Origin of the sequence: Oceanobacillus timonensis, assembly GCF_900166635.1 — a bacterium.
Lineage (GTDB): Bacteria > Bacillota > Bacilli > Bacillales > Amphibacillaceae > Oceanobacillus > Oceanobacillus timonensis.
The window spans coordinates 1081911-1103053 of the sequence record NZ_LT800497.1; the positions used below are offsets into that span (position 1 = coordinate 1081911).

Sequence of the window (21143 nt, forward strand, 5' to 3'; positions counted from 1 at the left end):
GTCTGACCGTGATTTTGTTTCGCTCTTTAGTTATTCTTCACAAACATATGCAAATCACTTACAATCGAGGTAGATTATAGATGAGGAGTCAATGCTATGAAACGCTTGATACTGCTGATTGCCATAAGTATTCCTTTGTTTTTGGCAGGTTGTTTAAGTCCAAACAGTGTCCGGGTCGTGAACGATATGTATGAAGCGGCCCTTATGGAGGAAGAGGAAAAAATAGCTTCTTATTTTTCGGAAGCATATTTGGAAGCGCATCCGATAGGAGAACTGACGAATGAATTAACAGAAGATGTCCGGAGGATGCGTGGCGTCCATATGATGAATATTACGCTCCTTCGTGAAAGAGAGCTGCAGGATGATTACATAGAATCCACTGGTTTATCAGGAGATCCGGATATACATATCATTGCAGCACAAACAGATGAACGTGAAGTGATGGTTTGGATTGTGGAGCGTGGTGACACGCAATATACAATTACTAATGGAGAGAAATATGATTTCGATACATACCATGATATCGTTCTTGATTGAAAGTATTTCATTTAATCATTCACAGATATGGATGGGCTTCTCAAATTAGACAGAATGATTTTCTAAAATATTTCTGCAGAGCATGTTTTAACTTTTCCCTGCATAGGATATAGAAATCGTTGTAAGATGGAGGGAGCCTGCGATGGATATTTTAAATAAAGTAAAAAACGATAGAGAAACGGAAAAGCAACTAGGATGGGAAGGTACCTTTGCGGAATACTTAGAGCTGGTAAAAGAAAACCCGACAATTGCACAGACTGCACATTCCCGCGTATATAATATGATTAAGAGTGCTGGGGTTATAGAGAAAGATAATCATAAAATGTATCAGTTTTTTGGTTCAGCTATTTTTGGTCTGGAATCGGCTATTCAAAGCTTAGTAGAAGAATATTTTCATCCGGCAGCAAGAAGGCTGGACGTCAGAAAACGGATTTTACTGTTGATGGGGCCGGTCAGCGGCGGGAAATCGACCATTGTCAGTTTGCTGAAGCGCGGTTTGGAGCAATATTCCCGCACAGACGAAGGGGCTGTATATGCGATAAAGGGCTGCCCGATGCATGAAGATCCTTTGCATTTAATACCGCAGCATTTGCGGGAAGACTTCTATGAAGAGTACGGCATTCGGATTGAAGGCAGTTTATCGCCGCTGAATACCATGCGTTTAGAAAAGGATTACGGCGGTAGGATTGAAGATGTCAAAGTGCAGCGAATCTTTTTCTCTGAAGATAAAAGGGTGGGGATTGGCACATTCAGCCCATCTGATCCGAAATCACAAGATATTGCCGATTTAACGGGAAGCATTGATTTTTCAACAATCGCCGAATTTGGATCGGAATCTGATCCGCGTGCTTACCGTTTTGACGGAGAATTAAATAAAGCGAATCGCGGTATGATGGAGTTTCAGGAGATTTTAAAAAGTGATGAAAAATTCCTGTGGCACCTGCTTTCACTTACGCAGGAAGGGAATTTTAAAGCAGGAAGATTTGCTTTGATTTCCGCTGATGAAATGATTATTGCCCACACGAACGAATCAGAATATAAATCATTTATTGCCAATAAAAAGAATGAAGCACTTCATTCCCGAATGATTGTAATGCCAATTCCTTATAACTTGAAGGTCAGTGAAGAGGAACGAATCTATAAAAAAATGATTCAGGAAAGTGATATTGCAGATGTACATGTGGCTCCTCATGCTTTACGGGCAGCGGCGATATTCTCCATTTTAACTAGGTTAAAAGATTCGAAAAAACAGGGGATCGATGTTGTTAAAAAGATGCGGCTCTATGATGGGGAAAGTGTGGAAGGATATAATCAAATTGATATGGCCGATCTTTTAAATGAGTATACCGATGAGGGAATGGCAGGGATTGATCCGCGTTATGTGATTAACCGCATTTCTTCCACAATCATCCGTAAAGAAATACCTTCTATTAATGCATTGGATGTTCTACGCTCACTAAAAGAGGGGTTAAATCAACATCCATCGATTTCAAAGGACGATTTGGAAACATATTTAAATTATATTTCCATTGCCCGGAAAGAATATGATGAAATTGCGAAAAAAGAAGTACAGAAAGCATTCGTTTACTCATATGAAGAATCTGCGAAGACCTTGATGGATAACTATCTCGATAATGTCGAGGCATATTGTAATCAGAATAAATTACGCGACCCGCTTACCGGTGAGGAAATGAATCCGGACGAGAAGCTGATGCGTTCAATTGAGGAGCAGATTGGCATCTCGGAAAATGCGAAAAAAGGTTTCCGGGAAGAAATTTTAATTCGCCTATCCGCCTATGCACGCAAAGGAAAACGATTTGATTATCAATCACATGAACGTCTGCGGGAAGCGATTCAAAAGAAATTATTTGCCGATTTGAAAGACGTTGTAAAAATTACAACCTCATCGAAAACGCCGAATGAATCGCAATTGAAGAAGATTAATGAAGTGATTGCCCGCCTCATTGATGAACATGGGTATAATTCCGTGTCAGCGAATGAATTGCTGCGTTATGTGGGTAGTTTATTGAACCGATAAAGCGGTAAGCATATTTGTTTCATCATTAGAAAAAAGAAAAGTGGTATCCACAAGAATATGGATGCCACTTTTTTACTTACCGAATCAAGAAAAATAGGCATCTCTAAAAAACTCAAATTCTTTTAATCCGTCTGCAATAACTTATCCCCTCTTGCATACAATAGATAAAGCATGTTTCTAAAACTGTTTGTACCATAAACTGATGATTGGAAACAATTCAAATATAAGGAGAGGATTCAAGTGTCCAATGAGCAAGAGCATAATTTCGTCGTCTCCCAAGAAAACTGGTCTCTCCATCGAAAAGGTTATCAGGATCAACAACGCCATAATGAGAAAATTAAAGATGCCATTAAGAAAAACCTTCCTGACCTTGTCAGTGAAGAAAACATCATTATGTCCAATGGCAAGGATGTAGTGAAAATCCCGATTCGTTCCCTGGATGAATATAAAATCAGGTATAACTATGAAAAATCAAAGCATGTCGGGCAGGGAAACGGAGAATCGGAAGTCGGAGATGTGGTTGCACGTGCACCAGGAAGCGGCGATGGACAGCAGGCAGGAAACGGGAAAAAAGCTGGAGATAAACCAGGCCAGGATTATTATGAATCGGAAGTATCCATTGCCGAAATAGAAGATGCATTATTCCGGGAATTAGAACTTCCGAATCTGCAGGAAAAAGAAAAATCAGAGATTATTACGGAAAAAGTCGAATTTAATGATGTGCGCAAAAAAGGATTAATGGGGAATGTAGATAAGAAACGAACGATATTAACCGCATTAAAGCGGAATGCCCGGGATGGGAAAGCGCAAATTACGCCGATTTATAATGATGATTTGCGTTTCAAAACTTGGAATGAAGTCATCCGTCATGATTCCAAAGCTGTTGTCCTGGCGATGATGGATACAAGTGCGTCGATGGGTGCGTTTGAGAAGTATATTGCCCGCAGTTTCTTCTTTTGGATGAACCGGTTTTTGAAAACAAAATATGAAAGTGTGGAATTTGAATTTATTGCCCATCATACAGAGGCAAAAGTAGTGACAGAAGAGGCCTTTTTCTCCAAAGGGGAGAGTGGTGGAACGATTTGTTCATCCGCTTATTATAAGGCGCTGGAGGTCATTGATGAAAAATATCCTCCGTCCCGCTATAATATTTATCCTTTTCATTTTTCAGACGGAGAGAATATTAGCTCGGATAACAAGACATGCATAGAGTTAGTCCACCAGCTGATGGAAAAATCAAATATGTTTGGTTACGGAGAAGTAAATGGCTATAATCGCTATTCGACGTTAATGAATGCCTATAAAACGATTGAACACCCGAAGTTTAAGCACTATATATTAAAAGAAAAAGCGGATGTCTATCACGCCATGAAAAGCTTTTTTCAAAAGACAGCAGAACATGTATAAAGTGACATTTCCTTCAGTAGGGGGTTCGATGGGGCGAGTAAGTGCAGCAATGTTGTCAGGTAAATAAATTTTCAAAAAATAATAGTTGCTATAAGCATAGAGCAATAACGCTAACCAGCGAAGGAAAAACACGTAGACTCCTGCGGGAAAGCGCAGTGGGAAGACCCCGCAGGAAAAAAGCGAACTTCTTTTTTTCGAGGAGGCTGAGCTCAAGCCCGCGGAAAGCGTAGTGTTTTTCCGTAGCGGTCATACTAACCTGACAACATTGGTAAGTGCAGTCCCAGTCCCAGCTGGTTACACTGCGATAAAGAATAAAAATAACAGCTCAAAGAATGAACGATGCTTTTCTTTGAGCTGTTTTTGTTAGGAAAGGCAAGATTTCATACAGGAAACATAGACTAGTAGTAGCTGACTAAAGGGGGAATCTACTTGAGTGAAACAAAGGAGTTAACAAGAGCTATCGAGGAAATTACGGAGGTAGCCAAAGGGTTTGGGCTGGATTTTTATCCGATGCGCTATGAGGTTTGTCCAGCAGATATTATTTATACATTTGGTGCTTACGGGATGCCGACGCGTTTTACCCATTGGAGTTTTGGGAAGCAATTTCATAAAATGAAGCTGCAATATGATTTAGGATTGAGCCAGATTTATGAACTGGTGATTAATTCGGACCCTTGCTATGCCTTTTTATTAAATACAAACAGCCTGATTCAAAATAAATTGATTATTGCCCACGTGCTGGCACATTGTGATTTCTTTAAAAATAATATCCGTTTTGCAAATACACGCAAAGACATGGTGGAGAGCATGACAGCAACGGCTGAGCGTATTGCTCATTATGAGATGGTACATGGCAAAGAAGAGGTGGAGAGCTTTTTAGATGCGATTTTATCGATTCAGGAACATATTGATCCGTCTATTGTCCGGTTTAAATTGCCTCCAAAAACAGCAAACGATATGGAAGACCAGGATAGTCATAAAAAAAGCGGAGAGTATGATGATCTGTGGAATTTAGATGAGCGTGGGAAAAATTCACAGACGAAAACGCCAAAGAAGCAAAAGAAAATTCCTCCTTCCCCAGAAAAGGACTTATTATTATTTATTGAAGAATACAGCAGGGAACTGGAGGATTGGCAGCGGGATGTGTTAACGATGATGCGGGAGGAAATGCTATATTTCTGGCCACAGTTAGAGACGAAAGTTATGAATGAAGGATGGGCATCCTATTGGCACCAGCAGATTATGCGTCAGCTGGATTTGACCTCCTCGGAAACGCTGGAATATGCAAAATTGAATGCTGGGGTTGTACAGCCATCCCGGACATCGATTAATCCGTATTATTTGGGGATAAAAATCTTTGAAGATATTGAAGAACGTTATAATAACCCGACCGAGCAAATGGTGAGAAATGGTTGTGAACCGAATAAAGGCAGGGATAAAATCTTTGAAGTAAGAGAAATGGAATCAGATATTTCTTTTATCCGTAACTATTTAACGAAGGAATTAGTCGCCAAAGAGGATATGTATCTTTTTGAGAAAAAAGGGAGAGATTATCGGATTACAGAAAAGGATTATGTGGAAGTACGCGATCAGCTTGTCTCTCAGCGTGTGAATGGTGGTTTTCCGTATATCACCGTAGAAAATGGGGACTATCTTCGTAATGGCGAGCTTTATTTACGTCATGGTTTTGAAGGAATTGAGCTCGATATTAAATATTTGGAGCATGTTTTACCTTACATTTATCAATTATGGGGGAGAGCTGTCCATTTAGAAACGGTGATTGAAGGGAAAGAAGCACTATATACCTATGATGGGAAAGAAATGCATAAACAAAGAATATAATATTGTTGAAAAGGCTGATCAGCTATGTGATCAGCCTTTTGTTGTGGATGACAGTACATCCAGCTATAGAGGATTATTTCTGCACACTTCTAATCTTCTTTTCTGTTAGAATAATACTCCGGTAGGAAGATAGACGAGTAATCCATAGCGGAAAATAACATAAAATACAGTTGTTGTTATAACTGCTCCGCTGACGGATTTGAGTACACGAGTTGTCGCTTTTGTATCCCTTTTTTGTAAATACCAGGTCATAAACCCAAGGTAGAGAAGGCTGCTGATAAAAAAGCCAATGAGCCAAATGAGGCCGGCATATAGAATAAGAGCAACAGCAGTAACGACCGTCTGCGTTGTGAATATAACCCCCTTAGCATCTTGTGATGTGGATGTACCAATGATTGTTTGAATAAGTAAAATAATAGATAATAGAAACATAAGAATTAAAATAAAGAGTGGGAAGCCGATACTTAATGCGTTCATAGATGATACCGTAGTTAAACAAATAATACTCAACAACAGAAATGCTATTGGAGAAGCTAAATCTTTGTTTATTTTCATAGAAATAACACCCACTTTGCTAAATACTAGTATTTTCCTGCCTATTAGAGCTACGTTTCGCAATAAATTTCGTTATCAAAGGACTGAATAATGATAGAAAACAGAGAATCATAATACCGATTGTTAATGGTCTGGAGAAAAATAAGTTTAATAGCCCGGGCAGATTCTCACTAATCAGATACGCTTGTATAATTCCTTTTTCAGCAATCGGTCCGAGTATAATACCAAGTACAATGGGGGCCGGAGAAAACCCGCGTTCTGACATCATATAAGCTACCAGCCCGAACAGCGCCAAAACGATAATATCCATGAAGTTATTGCGAATAGCAAAGGCGCCAATCATGGTTAAAAATACGATTGCAGGCACTAAATAATAAATCGGGATATTAATGATTTTTCCAATATATTTTGATCCGTAAATAGCAAAGAGAAGCATAAGAATATTTGCGATAATGAAGCCGCCTATAAAAGTGTAGATAAGCGCAGCATTGGATGTAAATAAATTTGGTCCCGGCTGTATTCCTTGAATGAGCAGTGCACCGATAAGAACTGCTGAAGGAGGGCCGCCGGGAATACCAAGAGATAGGAGTGGGACGAGCGAACCGCCTACTTCAGAATTATTTGCCGTTTCCGAAGCGACTACTCCTCGAGCATCTCCTTTTCCAAACAGTTTATTTTGTTTGGAAAAACGTACTGCAGCATCATAAGATAATAAACTGGCAACATTTCCGCCGGCGCCTGGTATTAATCCGACGGTAATACCAATAAGAGAAGATCGGAGTAATAGTATAGGACGTGTTACGATTGATTTTAAAACGGAAATGACATGGGCTTTTTCGCTTTTAATGTTACTTATTTTTTCTTTTTCTAAATCAACCCCTTTAATCATACGCATGACTTGTGGAATACAGAAAAAAGCAATAAGCAATACGATAATTTCTAAACCGCCCTGCAAGGAAGAGGAGCCGAATGTGAACCGCGATGACCCTCCAAGGATAGAAATACCAACTGTGCTTAGTAATAAACCAAAGCATGCACCGAGAGCCCCTTTCAATAATGACCCTTGAGATAACGTAGCAACAAGTGTGAGGCCAAGTACTGCAATCCAGAAAAACTCAGACGGTCCAAATTGTAAAGCTACACGTGCTAGTAAAGGACTTAAAAATAAGAGAGCTATACCGCCAAAGACTCCACCAATCCCAGATCCGATGGAAGCGGTAAGCAGCGCCTGTTCAGCTTTTCCTTTTTGCGTCATCGGGTAGCCGTCAAAAGCTGTTGCAATAGAGGATGGAGTACCTGGTGTATTGATTAAAATAGCAGCAATACATCCCCCGAATATAGCCCCGACATAAATACCACCTAATGTCACGAGAGCAACATCCGGCGCCATGGAGAATGTAAAGGGCAGCATAACAGCTAAAGCCATCGTAGCGGTTAATCCTGGAAGTGATCCGATGATGATTCCTCCAAGAACGCCAAGCATCAGGTACAAAAAAGTCATTGGCGCAAATAGTGCAGCAAGAACTTCTGATATCATATCCATCAAGGTTTCCTCCTCTTTAAGGAATTTCACCCATTATTTTTAAAGTTTCTTCTAGTTCTTCACGTTTTTGGTTAATAAAATCCTGACTTTCATCTGCACCCATTTCAAGCGGTTCAAATCCTTCGCGGATCATTTCCTCTTGAACTTCGGGATTGGCAAGTATATCTAGAAAGGCTGTTTCCAATTTTTCGATTTCTTCGCTGCTGGTACCGGGCGGAACTGCTACACCACGTTCAATACTGGCCGTAATATCAAGGCCTAGTTCCTTGAATGTGGGAACATCAGGTAATGTTTCAAATCGCTCTTCTGAGCCAATAGCCAAAATATTGAAATCATCTTTATAACTAAGTAAATCGGGGGAATTAGCAAGAACAGCAGTAGTTGTTCCGCTTAAAACGCTCTGAATGGTTTCTGATGAGCCAAGTGATGGGACTGAAATAAGATTCATATTTGCTTTTGATTCCAGTTCTAACGCTAATAAGTGTGAACCGGAGTATGATCCAGTCACAGAAACGGTTATAGATTCCTTTTGCGACTGCTCGATAAATTGTTCCATTGTCTCAATACCGCTATCTTTGCTGACAGCAATTCCAATAGGGGTCCGCTGAAATAGTACCACAGGTTCGATATCATCGGTTTCATATCCGGTATCATCATTTGTTAAGGGCTGTAAAATGATATGCGGAATATTAATACCTGCGAAAAAATGTCCGTCCGGGGGTTGGTTCACAAGTTCCGTCCAGCCAATAGCGCCTCCAGCTCCGTCTTTGTACATAATTGCAACACTTTCATTTAGGCTTTCTTCCAAATAAGGCAGTTGTCGTCTTGCGTCTACATCAGACTGTCCTCCAGGCATAAACGGAATACTGTAAGTAAGCATACGGTTTGGGAAAGAATCTTCGTCGCCTTCCGTATCTTCATCCTGACTTTCACAGGCGCTCATACTGATCAAGGGCAATAATATCAATAAAATAATCAACCACTGTTTATTCACCTAACCCCTCCTTGTAAGCGATTACAATTAATCAGTTAAATGGTCCAACCAATGTAAATAACATTAAATCATAATAGCGTAAATAAAGTCAATTACAATTCAAATTAATTTGAAAATTTAATATATAGTACTTTTAGAATAATTATCCATATTGAGAAAACCGTTAAGAGAACATGAAACTGGCTTGTCATCGGTTTTATTGATTGCTAAACTTAAGATGAATAGTAAAAAGTATTTAAAATTTGATATTGGGTGGTAATGATGGCGAAAAATAGTATTCCTTTTACAGAGAATGATAGACTTATTTTAAAATCTTATAAAACACTGATGGAAGGTTTGGCTGATTATTTAGGAAGTGGATATGAATTTGTTCTTCACAGCTTAGAAGATTTAAATGAGTCTGTCATCCAAATAATAAATGGACATCATACAGGTAGAAAAGTAGGCGCTCCAGTAACAGATCTAGCATTATCGATGCTTACAGAATTAGAAAAAAAGGAAAACAGTGGACATATTTCCTACAATACAACAAATATAAAAGGTGAGCCTTTAAAAGCAGTAACCATCGTAATAAAGGGAGAAGATGATAAAAATATCGGTCTATTATGCATTAATTTTTACTTAAACACACCATTATCCGATATCATTCTAAATTTAAATAATTCTTGGGAGCATAATGCAGGAAATACATATGCTAAAGAGAGTTTTGTTGATAATGTCGATGAGCTTATTTTTCAAGCAGTAAGTCAAGTTCAGAAAGAAGTTGAAATGGACGAAAGTGTATCTCATTTACTGAAAAATAAAATTATCGTGTCAAAACTGTATCATCAAGGTGTTTTTCAATTTAAAGATGCTGTAGTAAAAATTGCTGAAATATTAGGTATCTCGAAAAATACAGTGTATATGCATTTGAGGGCAATGAATTCATCTGAATAATAATTTTTTCAATAGAAGAGTGCAACGAAATACAGGATGACCCTTTATTTCATATTTTTATTTAAACCTACCGCTAACCGCAGTAGGTTTAAATTTTGTATGAACGGAACATTAAAAAAATGTGTTGACTAAAATATATTTCATTGATAAGATAATATGCATCAACTATATTTTTTATTATCAAATGAAAAGACGGAATATTAATTATTCATCGAATAATTAAATCGAAGGTGTTAAGCTTATGGAAACAATTCGTACAAATCAAGTATCAGAAGGAATTGGACCTTATTCTTAAGCAAAAAACTGAATGGAGTGGTTTATATGTCCAATCAAATGCATTAACTTCCTCGTCGTTCAGGTTATAGGAATTAGCAAGAAAAATATTTATGGTGTACTTGAAACTACTGGATCCGCTGTAATGATGTGGTTAAGACAACGTTTTTTTAGTGAATATGGATGTTTGCAGTATTTAATGAGGTATAGGCGAAATTTCCAAACCAGCACGCTCCTATGTTGCCGCGAAACAGTTGCTAAAAGTAAGAAGTAATTGCTTTTAAGAAATAATTAGAAGTATGGCAAAATAAAATAGTATGCAGCAAATAAAGTTTGTGAATCTATGTAAAGGTACTTTAGGAAATATAATATAAAATGTGGAAATCACACTTGACATTGTAAGCGCTTTCGAATAATATGTATTTACATTTTAATTTGACTTATCGTTATCTCTTAAAATGTATACGTATACATTTTTAAGAGATAACATAGGATAAGTAATGTATACGTATACATTGTTAGATTAGTGGGAAGGCGCGGATAGAAATGGTATCTTCATTAGATGTTGCAAAGCTTGCTGGTGTTTCACAGGCAACTGTATCTAGAGTATTAAATAATTCGCCTAAGGTAACTGAAAAAACGAAAAAGAAAATTTATGCAGCGATTGATGAATTAGGGTATTATCCGAATTTAATTGCAAGAAGTCTCGTTACAAATGAAAATCGAACCATTGCTTTAATTTCAGGTGCAATAAATAATGATTTTTATGTTGAGACTACGGAATCTATTGTTAAAAAAGCAAATGAATTAGGATACAGTGTAATTGTATATTTTGCAGAAGAAAATCAACCTATAAATATTTTTGATTCGATTAAAGGAAGCAATGTATCTGGGATACTTTTATCATCTATTTTTTTAGAAGATTCTCTTTTAGGAGAGTTAGAAAAGTCAGGCATACCGTATATATTTTTTAATCGCAGACCTACGAAAGGTGGGAATTATGTCGTTCTCGACAATAAAAAAGCATCATACCTTAATGCAAAACACCTGATTGAATTAGGTCATACAAGAATAGCTTATATATCAAACGAATTTAGTAATATTTCAACTTTGTATGAAAGAAAATTAGGTTTTGATAAAGCGATGAGAAAATATCATTTGGATAACGAAAAATATACAAGAGTTATTGATGGAACAGAAGAGAATTTGAAACGAACGATAGATGAACTGATCCATTTGAAAATTCCGCCGACGTCTATAATCTGTACAACAGACCATATGGCTATGATTAGTATGGATTACCTGATTTCGAAAGGAATACAAATTCCTGAGGATATAAGTCTTACTGGTTTTGATAATAATAAAATCACAGCCCACCAGGCAATTCAATTAACTACGGTATCACACAACGAAAAATATAATATCGGGAGAATTGCTGCTGAAAATCTGTTTGAAATGATTGAAAATCCAACAAAAGAAAATGGAAATAATATTCAAATTGTTCTTGAACCAAAGCTTTTTAAGAGAAGTACGACAGGAAAGGGAAAGTAATTATTAAGAAAATGACAAAACACTTTGATACATTGCGTCATACGAAGAAAAACCAAAATAAAATAAAAATCTGTTATATAAAATCCAATGTAACATTTTCTGTATAAAAATGATATTTCCTTAAGCAAAAGTCAATCTCAAAAAGGATCAATATTTGGGTGAAATTAAAATGGAAAGATGACGAAGCACAAGTATAAACTTTTAAACTTGTTAAAATGAAAAATAGGGAGAAGTGAATCCGTTTAAAAGTTATTCAGTGAATAATTAGTAACTTAATATAGTTGATTGCAATTACGTTGTTTGAAATAATTTCAAAAATATAAGGGGTAAAACGATGGAAAATAATTCTATGAAAAAAGTTGCAAGTGCAAGTTTCTTGGGTGCTTTTCTTGAGTGGTATGATTTCTTTCTTTATGGTACAGCCTCTGCAATCATTTTTAATCAACTATTTTTTCCAGATTTTGATCCGATGGTTGGGACCATTGCAGCTTTTGGTACATTAGCAAGTGGTTACCTTGTCAGACCGATTGGTGGAATAGTTTTCGGACACTTTGGTGATAAGATAGGACGAAAAAAAATCCTCGCAATTACAATGATGTTAATGGGTGGAGCAACGTTTTTAATAGGTCTTCTCCCGACATATGCAACAATTGGTGTTTGGGCACCTGTATTATTAATACTGCTTCGTTCGATCCAGGGGTTTGCTTTGGGTGGAGAATATGGCGGTGCTTCTCTTTTATTAATTGAATACGCACCAAGAAAGCAACGTGGATTTTGGGGAGGGGTACTCCAGTCAGCTACACCTTTAGGTTCTTTGGCTGCAACTGGTATCTTTGCAATCATGGCAAGTATGCCGGAAAGTTTCTTTCTCTCCATTGGTTGGAGGATTCCATTTTTAATTAGTATTGTACTTACGGTGGTTGGATTATTCGTTCGATTCAGTATTGAAGAAACACCAGCATTTAAAGAGGTGAAAGAAAGTGGTACGGAAGAAAAGTTTCCTTTAGTAGAACTTTTTAGAACATATTCTAAAAATGTCTGGATAGCAATAGGAGCCAGGATGGCTGAAGGTATCAGTTTCAATGTATTCAATGTATTTGTAATAACATATGTTACATCTCATTTAGGATTACCCAACAGTTTAGCGCTTATTGGTGTTTCCATATCTTCAGCAATTGCGATGCTGCTTTCACCTATTTTTGGTAAATTTTCAGATCGTGTCGGAAGAAAGAAAGTTTATATGATAGGAGCTATTTGGTTTACGATATTCGCATTCCCTTTCTTTGCTTTATTAGACACAGAAATTGGAATAGTTATTTATATAGCCATAGCTTTAGGATACGCATTAGGAACAACGCCAATGTTTAGTATTCAATCGGTATTTTTCACTGAAATGTTTGGAACGAGAGTCAGGTATAGTGGCCTTTCATTTGTTTATCAATTGGCCGGGATTGTTGCTGGAATTACACCGCTTGTAGCAACGTCATTATTGGTGCTTAATGATGGCAATCCATTATATGTTATTTTATACATCATGGGGATGGGGACAATCACTGTAGTTTCTGTATTATTTACGAAAGAAACATATAAGTTTGATGTTGCTGAACAAGAAAAAGCAGCATTGGAAAATATCAATATAAAAGAAAACGGAGACGTATAGTTAAAATATAAACTTAAAATTTAGAAATAACTTATTATTTTGTATATAGGGAATTTTCTATAATAAAATGGAAGGATGATTATAGTGAATAGGAAGAAAATGTTTATAAACGGTACATGGAATGAAGCAATGTCTGGAAAACACTACCAAGTAAAAAACCCAGCAACAGGGAAGGATGTTTCTGAAGTAACGTATGGAGATGAAAGAGATGCAAATAAAGCAATTGAGGCCGCAAATGAAGCTTTCGCAGCATGGTCTGCTAAAAGTGTGAATGAACGTTCCAAATATTTGTACAAACTCTATCAAGTGATGCTTGAAGAAAAAGAGAGCTTGGCAGAGGCTATTACACTTGAAATGGGTAAGCCAATCAATGAATCACGCGGTGAGGTGAATATAGCTGCGGAATATGTTTTATGGTATGCGGAAGAAGCTCGAAGATTATATGGTGAAATAATCCCAGCATCAACATCGAATAAACGTCTGCATGTGTTAAAGCAACCTGTTGGTCCAGTTGCTGCAATCACACCATGGAATTTTCCTGTTTCAATGCTTACTAGAAAGTTGGCTCCTGCGTTAGCTGCAGGATGCACCATAGTTCTAAAACCAGCAAGCTATACGCCTAATAGTGCGGTAAAACTATTTGAATGTATAGAAAAAGCGGCATTTCCCAAAGGGGTTGCTAATCTGGTTATAGGAAAATCGAGTAGTATCGGCGATGCCTTTACAAGCAATAAATTGATTAAAAAAATTACTTTTACTGGTTCTACAGATGTTGGCAAACAACTGATGGAGGCAGCAAGCAAACAAGTAAAACGTGTTTCCATGGAGCTTGGCGGTCATGCACCATTTATTGTATTTGAAGATGCAGATCTTGAAAAGGCAGCAGATGGGGTAATCATAAGTAAATACAGAAATTCTGGTCAAACTTGTATTTGTTTAAACCGTTTATATGTTCACCATTCTATTAAAGAAAAATTTGAAAAAATATTAAAAGAAAAAGTAGAACAATTAGTCGTAGGAGATGGAATAGAGGAAACGACTGAAGTGGGTCCATTAATTGATAAAGAAGCGTATAAAAAAGTAGAAAGTCATGTGAAAGATGCACTGGATAAAGGGGCAGTGCTTGTAACAGGTGGAGAACTTGAAAAAGAAGGGACATTATTTTATAAACCAACTGTCCTATCTCATGTAACGAATGAAATGTTAATCACAAACGAAGAAACTTTTGGCCCTGTTTGTCCTATTTATGAATTTGAAACAGAAGATGAAGCAATTCAAAAAGCAAATGACTCTATCTATGGACTTGCTGCTTATTACTATACGAAAGATCTTGGCAAAGCACTGCGGGTGGGAGAAAGATTAGATTACGGAATAATTGGTGTTAATGATGCTGTTCCTACAACAGTTCAAGCCCCATTCGGAGGTATGAAAGAAAGTGGAACCGGTCGTGAAGGGGGCCATCAAGGGATAGAAGAATTTTTAGAAGATAAATTTTTATCCATTGATATTGAATAACGCACGATATGTAATCGAGTTATAAAATGAGAAAAATAAATTCATGGAGGAGTAAAATATGGAAATTGGTTTTATAGGATTAGGAAAAATGGGCGGAGGCTTAGCACGAAATTTAATTTTAGCTGGAAACCACGTTCAATTATATGACATTAATGAAGAAGCAGTAACTGCTATTTTAAAAAATGGTGGTACCAAGGCTGATTCTCTGGATGATTTGGCTTATAGTGTGGATGTTTTATTCACTAGCTTACCACTGCCAATTCATTTGACTAAGATGCTGGTAGAAGAAGGTTTGTTAGAAAAAATGAAAAAAGATTCCATTGTTATTGATGTAAGTACAATCAACCCACAAACAGCAACGGAAATTAAAAATGAAGCAAATCGTTTTGGAGTTCATTTTCTTGCGTGTCCATTAGGAAAAGGTCCAAAACAAGCTTATGATGGAACACTTCCTATTTTTTCCGGAGGAGATAAGTTAGTCTATCAACGCATAGAAAATATTTTAAATCAAATTGGGGAACCTTTTTACCTTGGAGATGTAGAACAATCAACTGCATTCAAATTAATTAGTAATATGATTGGAATGACCAATTTACTTGCAATGTCAGAAGGATTAAAACTGGGATTTGAAGCTGGTATAGACCCTGGCCAATTAAAAGAACTTTTACATGATACAGGAGCAGACTCAGCTCAACTAAATTTAAGAGGTCCATTAGTTCTTGGTGATGATTATGAACCGATGTTTTCAGTAAATCTAGCATTAAAAGATGTAGGTTTAGGGTTAGAAATGGCAAAAAGCTACAACAATAAAACGGAATTAAGCCAGATCACAACAAAATATTTAGAAGAGGCCAGTAAACAGGGATATGGGGATCGAGATTGTGCGGCTGTATTCAAGGTTTATTAATATACAATTTTTTCTTGATAGTAATTTTAATATCTTAACTTTCGTACCTAAGAAGAAGCATATAACCTTGCTTTTCCAGGATGAACATAATCGCTATTATCATGCTTGTTTTTCGTTAAATCATCCTTGTATTTTTTGAACAGGGTATAATGTATGGCTTTCGCTCCGGCCAACCACTCCGCTTTCCGACGTACAACGGTTTTGATGGGACTGCGCTTACTCGTCCCATCGAAAACATTTGTACGTCGGAAAGCAAAACGGTCCGCCGCAGCGGCCGCTTTACACTTTACCTTCTCATCTTTGTCAACAGATGTATGGAAGAAACGATCAGCCCCTGTTCCCTTGGGAAGGAAGTTATTTTTTAAAGTGCGAGAGTTGAGTTATTATTAAACAGAAATAGTATGTAATATTTCTATCTTAGATTATGATGATAAGGAGGAATTTGTTTGAAGATTCTTGTAACAGAACTGATTTGGAATCAGGGAATTGAGAAATTAGAGCAAGAAGGATACGCTATTGATTACGATAAAGAGCTGGGGAGAAACAGAGAAAAATTATTATCTATTATTTCAAATTATGATGGGTTAATTGTTCGGAATGAAACAAAAGTTGATTCGGAACTCTTGGATAAAGGCACTAATTTGAAAGTGATAGGACGGTTAGGAGTTGGGCTAGATAATATTGATTTAAAAACAGCTCGTGATAAAAATATGACAGTAGTTGCGGCAAAACATGCCAACGCAACCTCTGTTGCAGAATATGTTCTCAGTGCCATGCTGGACGCTTATAGAGATATTTCACAAGCAACTATGGATGTTCGTAAAGGGAACTGGGCGCGTAAAAAGTTTACTGGGGTGGAATTAAGCGGGAAAACATTAGGTTTGTATGGGATGGGAGAGATAGCGCATCGCGTTGCCAAAAGAGCTAAAGTATTTGGTATGAATGTTGTCGGCTATGATCCATTCATTACACCATATGATCATATTGTTTCAGAAACGGGTGTTAAACAAGTAAATACCTTTGAGGAATTTATTACGACGTCAGATTTTATTTCCATCCATGTTCCGTTGACCAAAGATACGAAGAATATATTTAATAAGGAAGCATTTTTGAAAATGAAAGGGGATGCATATATTATTAATACAGCACGGGGCGGGATAATTAATGAACATGATTTATGCATTGCTGTAGAATCAGGAGAAATTACAGGTGCATACCTGGATGTGCTCGAGACAGAACCGGTTCAACCAGACTCGCAATTATTACATTTGGAATCCATTCATTTAACCCCGCATATTGCAGGGTTAACAGAAGAATCACAGCTAAGAACTTCTGTACTTGTGGCAGAAGAAGTATCCAATATATTAAAGGGAAAACGATCACTTTGCAGCGTTTGATTAGTCGATGAAAAGTATGTATCTATTATATAAAATTATCAAAAGGTGGTATACAAATGAAATATAGTTATGTTTCTCATTTATCTTGTTCAAAGACTTCCAAAAAGTATGATGTAAATACGGTTCAAAATTTAAGTGATGAGGGTTCACCATTACTCGTTGAATATGATTTGGAATCATTAAGAAAAGAATGGAAAAAGTCAGATTTAATTGGAAGAGAAAATAATTTATGGCGTTATCATGAATTGCTGCCAGTAAAAGATGAACAAAATGTCGTTTCCATGGGAGAAGGAATGACTCCAATCATTGAAATGCCGGCTATCGGAAAAGATATGGGGATTGAAAATTTATATATGAAAGATGAAGGAATTATTCCTACGGGGACTTTTAAAGCGCGTGGCGCAGCTGTGGGGATTTCCAAGGCAAAAGAATTAGGGGTTAAAGAACTAGCTATGCCGACAAATGGAAATGCCGGCGCCTCTTGGTCTTTATTTGCTGCAAGAGCAGGGATTTCTTCTACGATTGTCATGCCGATAGATGCACCTGAAATTACGAGAAATGAGTGTGCTGTCTCCGGCGCGAATTTATATTTAGTCAATGGATTAATTAGCGATGCTGGAAAAATCGTTGGAGAAGCAGTAAAGGAACATGATTTATATGACGTTTCTACCTTAAAGGAACCGTATCGTATTGAAGGTAAAAAAACGATGGGACTTGAGATTGCTGAGCAATTTCATTGGGAGATACCAGATGTGATTCTTTATCCGACAGGTGGTGGAGTTGGATTGATTGGAATTTATAAAGCATTAAAGGAATTACAAGCACTTGGCTGGATAAAAGCGGATAAAATGCCGCGTCTTGTTGCTGTGCAATCTGCGGGTTGTGCACCGATTGTGAAAGCATGGGAAGAAGGGAAAAAAGAATCAGAATTCTGGGATGCTTCAGAAACCATTGCTTTTGGAATTAACGTACCCAAAGCATTGGGTGATTTCTTAGTACTGGATGCCGTTTATGAAACAGAAGGTTGTGCCGTATCTATTCGTGATGAAGACGTGATAGAAGAGCAAAAATTGCTATCACAAAAAGAAGGTACATTCGTTTGCCCAGAAGGAGCAGCGGCGTTTTATGCAGCACGTCAATTACGTCAGAACAATTGGATAAAAGAGGGAGAAAAAGTCGTTGTGCTTAATACAGGAGCGGGAATAAAATATCCAGATACTGTGAATGTAGAAGTGCCCGTATTAGAAAAAAATGATTCCATACAACCGGCTAATGATAGTGCAGGAGGCAAACTTTAAAAGAATCATCAAGAAGCCACCAAATATTTTTGATTATTCGCTCTTCTGAAAACTGTTGGCATCTTTTGAACACGTACTTTAAACATCATTTGCTGAAAGGTTGATTTTATAATGAAATTATCAAACCGAGTGGAATCGTTAACACAATCTTCAACGATCGCAATCTCATCGAGAGCAAACGAATTAAAAGCTTCCGGGCAGGATGTGATTGCTTTGGGTTTTGGAGAACCTGATTTTAATACACCAAAATATATCATGGATGCTGCCAAACAAGCAATGGATGATGGATTTACAAAGTATACGCCTTCAGGTGGAATACCTGAATTAAAAAATGCGATTATCCATAAGTTTAAAAGAGATCAACATTTAACGTATACAAGTAATCAAGTAATCGTTACTGCAGGTGCTAAATATGCGCTTTATGCTCTTTTTCAGGCCATTTTAAATGATGGCGATGAAGTGATCATCCCTGCTCCTTATTGGGTGAGTTACCCCGAACAAGTGAAACTGTCTGGCGGCGCACCTATTTATATAACCGCTCTGGAGGAGAATGATTTTAAAATCACAAGTGAACAGCTGGAGCAGGCAATTACTCCAAAAACGAAAATGTTAATCATCAATTCGCCTGGGAATCCGACGGGAATGATGTATAACAAAGATGAGCTGGAACAAATCGGAAAGGTTTGTTTAAAGCACAATATTGTTATCGTTTCTGATGAAATCTATGAACAGCTGATTTATACAACAGACGAGCATGTATCCATTGCTGCGTTATCAGAGGAATTAAAAAACCAGACAGTTATTATAAATGGGGTAAGTAAATCCCATGCAATGACAGGTTGGCGTATTGGTTATGCTGTTGGACCGGAGCCCATTATAAAAGCAATGACTAACCTAGCCTCCCATGTAACATCCAACCCGACATCTATTTCACAATATGCAGCATTGGAGGCATATGAGAATGAACAAGACAATAGGGTGACGGAAATGAAAGAGATTTTTTCGGAACGTTTACATGTGTTTTATGATTTACTGGTTGATATTCCAGGAATTACTTGCGTCAAACCAAAAGGGGCTTTTTATTTATTTCCTAATGTAAAAGAAGCGGCAACAGCAGGCGGTTTCCAATCTGTTGATGAGTGGGGAAAAGCGTTATTAGAAGAAGAAAAAGTAGCGCTTGTGCCAGGATCCGGTTTTGGAGCTCCTGACTATGTTCGGTTATCCTATGCTACCTCCACAGAATTGTTAGAAGAAGCTGCTAGAAGAATAAAACGTTTTGTAGTCAACAATAAATAGGGAAGCTTGTCTTATACAATGATAAAAAAGAAATGAAACATGTAATGATAGAAAAGGGCGGAAGGGATTGCTTCATCGTTTTGATATCAATCATTCCCGTCCGCTTCTTTTTCTTTATTCTTTTATATAGTAGCTTTAATTTAAACATGATAATATTTGTAACAAGACTGACCCCTAATATCGTAAAGCCGATTCCTGTGGAGATAGCGTTAACCCAAAATAGGATTAGTATAAACAGGACGCTGACAATGAATACTTCTAAATAATTTCTTTGTCTAGCCGTCATAAGCATGCTCCAATCTAAATTGGCTTATCGCAGTGTGACTGACAGTAGAATCCCTGCTGAGGAAGTTTCCAGTTTTAACGCTTTTCTATCTTCTCTTCTTCCTGTTCTTGTTTCCCTCGTTTATAGAAGTAACTATATAATGACCGCAACGTTTCCGCATTCAAATCCATATTATTTTCATACGCATATTTCACAGCATATCCCATCGCCAGTGTCATTCCTCCTGCAACACTCCCGCCGATAACAGAACCTGCGCCGGGAACGAATTTGGATACCTGCCGGAAAATGGTTTTTCCGATATTGCCGGTAATGGTGGCAATCGTCAATTCTTTTGCTTTCTTTTTGGATAAAGGTTTTTCATACAAGGTTGCCAGTTTGACCATCAAGCCAACCTGTATGCCTGTCAGCGGGATAAAGTCAGATCCGGGCAGAGGTGCTGCTCCGACAGCGGTTGCTGATCCGGAAGCTGCTAAAATCCATTTGTTTGCTGTGGAAGATTTTTCTTTAATCAGCCTGGCGAATTGAACTTCCTTTTCTTTTTTTTTCAGAATTTCTAAAATCTCATTTCGTAATTGATTGATATTTTCCCCGGTACGGGATGAAATCGGGATCACCGGATAACGCTTTGACGTATGATCCTTCACATATTGAACAAGTGCCGGGATATCATCTGCTGCATCAATTTTATTTAATACAAAAACAATCTGTTTATTCTCTTTGCGGATGGTTTCAAATGATTTTCTTTCTCCTTCTGAAAAAACGGTTCCAGCGGCATTTAAGAAAAATAAGATGACATCTGCCTCGCGGTAAAAACGATATGTTTCTTCTGAATTGGTCTGGTTAATATCATCCAGCCCAGGCGTATCCGCAAAAATAATTTTGTCGCGATACACATATTTATCAATACCGGCTGTTTCTCCCGGGCGTGCACCGACTTTTGCAACTTCATCACCGATCAGCTGATTAATGGTGGACGATTTACCAGTGTTGATATCACCAATCATGGCAAAAATAATGTCTTTGTCTAATTGTTTATTTATTTTTTTGGTTTCTTCATCATATGCTTTATTAAAATCTTTTTCATTAAATTTGGACATCATCGACACTC

General features: G+C 37.4%; 17 protein-coding genes. 12 read left to right on the top strand and 5 right to left on the bottom strand.

The window, feature by feature from the left end:
• Window positions 1-96 precede the first annotated feature (96 nt).
• The 4 genes from B7E05_RS05300 (at window position 97) to B7E05_RS05315 (ending at window position 5824) form a co-directional block, all read left to right on the top strand.
• Window positions 97-537 (top strand): hypothetical protein, encoded by a 441-nt coding sequence (locus B7E05_RS05300; protein ID WP_080873075.1) that lies wholly within the window; start codon window positions 97-99, stop codon window positions 535-537.
• Window positions 538-679: 142 nt separating this feature from the next.
• Window positions 680-2575, top strand: a complete 1896-nt coding sequence (locus B7E05_RS05305; RefSeq protein WP_080873076.1) for a PrkA family serine protein kinase — start codon at window positions 680-682, stop codon at window positions 2573-2575.
• A 240-nt stretch (window positions 2576-2815) separates the two neighbouring features.
• The gene (yhbH, locus tag B7E05_RS05310) at window positions 2816-3982 is read left to right on the top strand and encodes a sporulation protein YhbH (protein WP_143833182.1); all 1167 of its coding nucleotides are present in this window, start codon (window positions 2816-2818) and stop codon (window positions 3980-3982) included.
• Window positions 3983-4411: 429 nt separating this feature from the next.
• Window positions 4412-5824: a SpoVR family protein gene (locus B7E05_RS05315; RefSeq protein WP_425435086.1), complete on the top strand. Its 1413-nt coding sequence runs from the start codon at window positions 4412-4414 to the stop codon at window positions 5822-5824.
• A gap of 105 nt (window positions 5825-5929) precedes the next feature.
• Here B7E05_RS05315 and B7E05_RS05320 read toward each other — a convergent pair whose 3' ends face one another.
• From B7E05_RS05320 to B7E05_RS05330, 3 genes are read right to left on the bottom strand one after another with little or no spacing between them, the layout of a single operon-like run.
• Window positions 5930-6379: a tripartite tricarboxylate transporter TctB family protein gene (locus tag B7E05_RS05320; protein WP_080873081.1), complete on the bottom strand. Its 450-nt coding sequence runs from the start codon at window positions 6377-6379 to the stop codon at window positions 5930-5932.
• A 19-nt stretch (window positions 6380-6398) separates the two neighbouring features.
• A complete protein-coding gene (locus B7E05_RS05325) occupies window positions 6399-7922 on the bottom strand; it encodes a tripartite tricarboxylate transporter permease (protein WP_245832980.1) in 1524 nt (507 codons plus the stop codon).
• A gap of 16 nt (window positions 7923-7938) precedes the next feature.
• A complete protein-coding gene (locus tag B7E05_RS05330) occupies window positions 7939-8916 on the bottom strand; it encodes a tripartite tricarboxylate transporter substrate binding protein (protein WP_080873085.1) in 978 nt (325 codons plus the stop codon).
• 261 nt (window positions 8917-9177) lie between these two features.
• On the opposite strand from B7E05_RS05330, the gene B7E05_RS05335 reads away from it, so the two are divergent.
• The 8 genes from B7E05_RS05335 to B7E05_RS05370 all read left to right on the top strand — a co-directional run bounded on the left by B7E05_RS05335 (window position 9178) and on the right by B7E05_RS05370 (window position 19749).
• A complete protein-coding gene (locus B7E05_RS05335; RefSeq protein WP_080873087.1) occupies window positions 9178-9852 on the top strand; it encodes a helix-turn-helix transcriptional regulator in 675 nt (224 codons plus the stop codon).
• Window positions 9853-10671: 819 nt separating this feature from the next.
• Window positions 10672-11676: a LacI family DNA-binding transcriptional regulator gene (locus B7E05_RS05340; RefSeq protein ID WP_080873089.1), complete on the top strand. Its 1005-nt coding sequence runs from the start codon at window positions 10672-10674 to the stop codon at window positions 11674-11676.
• Window positions 11677-12010: 334 nt separating this feature from the next.
• Window positions 12011-13336, top strand: a complete 1326-nt coding sequence (locus B7E05_RS05345) for an MFS transporter (RefSeq protein ID WP_080873091.1) — start codon at window positions 12011-12013, stop codon at window positions 13334-13336.
• 81 nt (window positions 13337-13417) lie between these two features.
• Window positions 13418-14851, top strand: a complete 1434-nt coding sequence (locus tag B7E05_RS05350; RefSeq protein WP_281252497.1) for an NAD-dependent succinate-semialdehyde dehydrogenase — start codon at window positions 13418-13420, stop codon at window positions 14849-14851.
• Between the two features lie 58 nt (window positions 14852-14909).
• A complete protein-coding gene (locus B7E05_RS05355; protein ID WP_080873095.1) occupies window positions 14910-15758 on the top strand; it encodes an NAD(P)-dependent oxidoreductase in 849 nt (282 codons plus the stop codon).
• A gap of 446 nt (window positions 15759-16204) precedes the next feature.
• The gene (locus B7E05_RS05360) at window positions 16205-17155 is read left to right on the top strand and encodes a hydroxyacid dehydrogenase (RefSeq protein ID WP_080873097.1); all 951 of its coding nucleotides are present in this window, start codon (window positions 16205-16207) and stop codon (window positions 17153-17155) included.
• Between the two features lie 56 nt (window positions 17156-17211).
• Window positions 17212-18453, top strand: coding sequence for a threonine synthase (locus tag B7E05_RS05365; protein ID WP_080873099.1), 1242 nt, complete (start codon window positions 17212-17214; stop codon window positions 18451-18453).
• 111 nt (window positions 18454-18564) lie between these two features.
• The gene (locus B7E05_RS05370) at window positions 18565-19749 is read left to right on the top strand and encodes a pyridoxal phosphate-dependent aminotransferase (RefSeq protein ID WP_080873104.1); all 1185 of its coding nucleotides are present in this window, start codon (window positions 18565-18567) and stop codon (window positions 19747-19749) included.
• Here B7E05_RS05370 and B7E05_RS05375 read toward each other — a convergent pair.
• Both B7E05_RS05375 and B7E05_RS05380 read right to left on the bottom strand, forming a co-directional pair.
• Entirely contained in the window at window positions 19736-20035 is a 300-nt protein-coding gene (locus B7E05_RS05375; RefSeq protein WP_080873106.1) for a hypothetical protein, read from the bottom strand. The two genes, B7E05_RS05370 and B7E05_RS05375, sit on opposite strands and share 14 nt — an antisense overlap.
• Before the next feature lie 74 nt (window positions 20036-20109).
• Window positions 20110-21132 (bottom strand): YcjF family protein, encoded by a 1023-nt coding sequence (locus B7E05_RS05380; RefSeq protein ID WP_080873108.1) that lies wholly within the window; start codon window positions 21130-21132, stop codon window positions 20110-20112.
• Window positions 21133-21143: the final 11 nt, after the last annotated feature.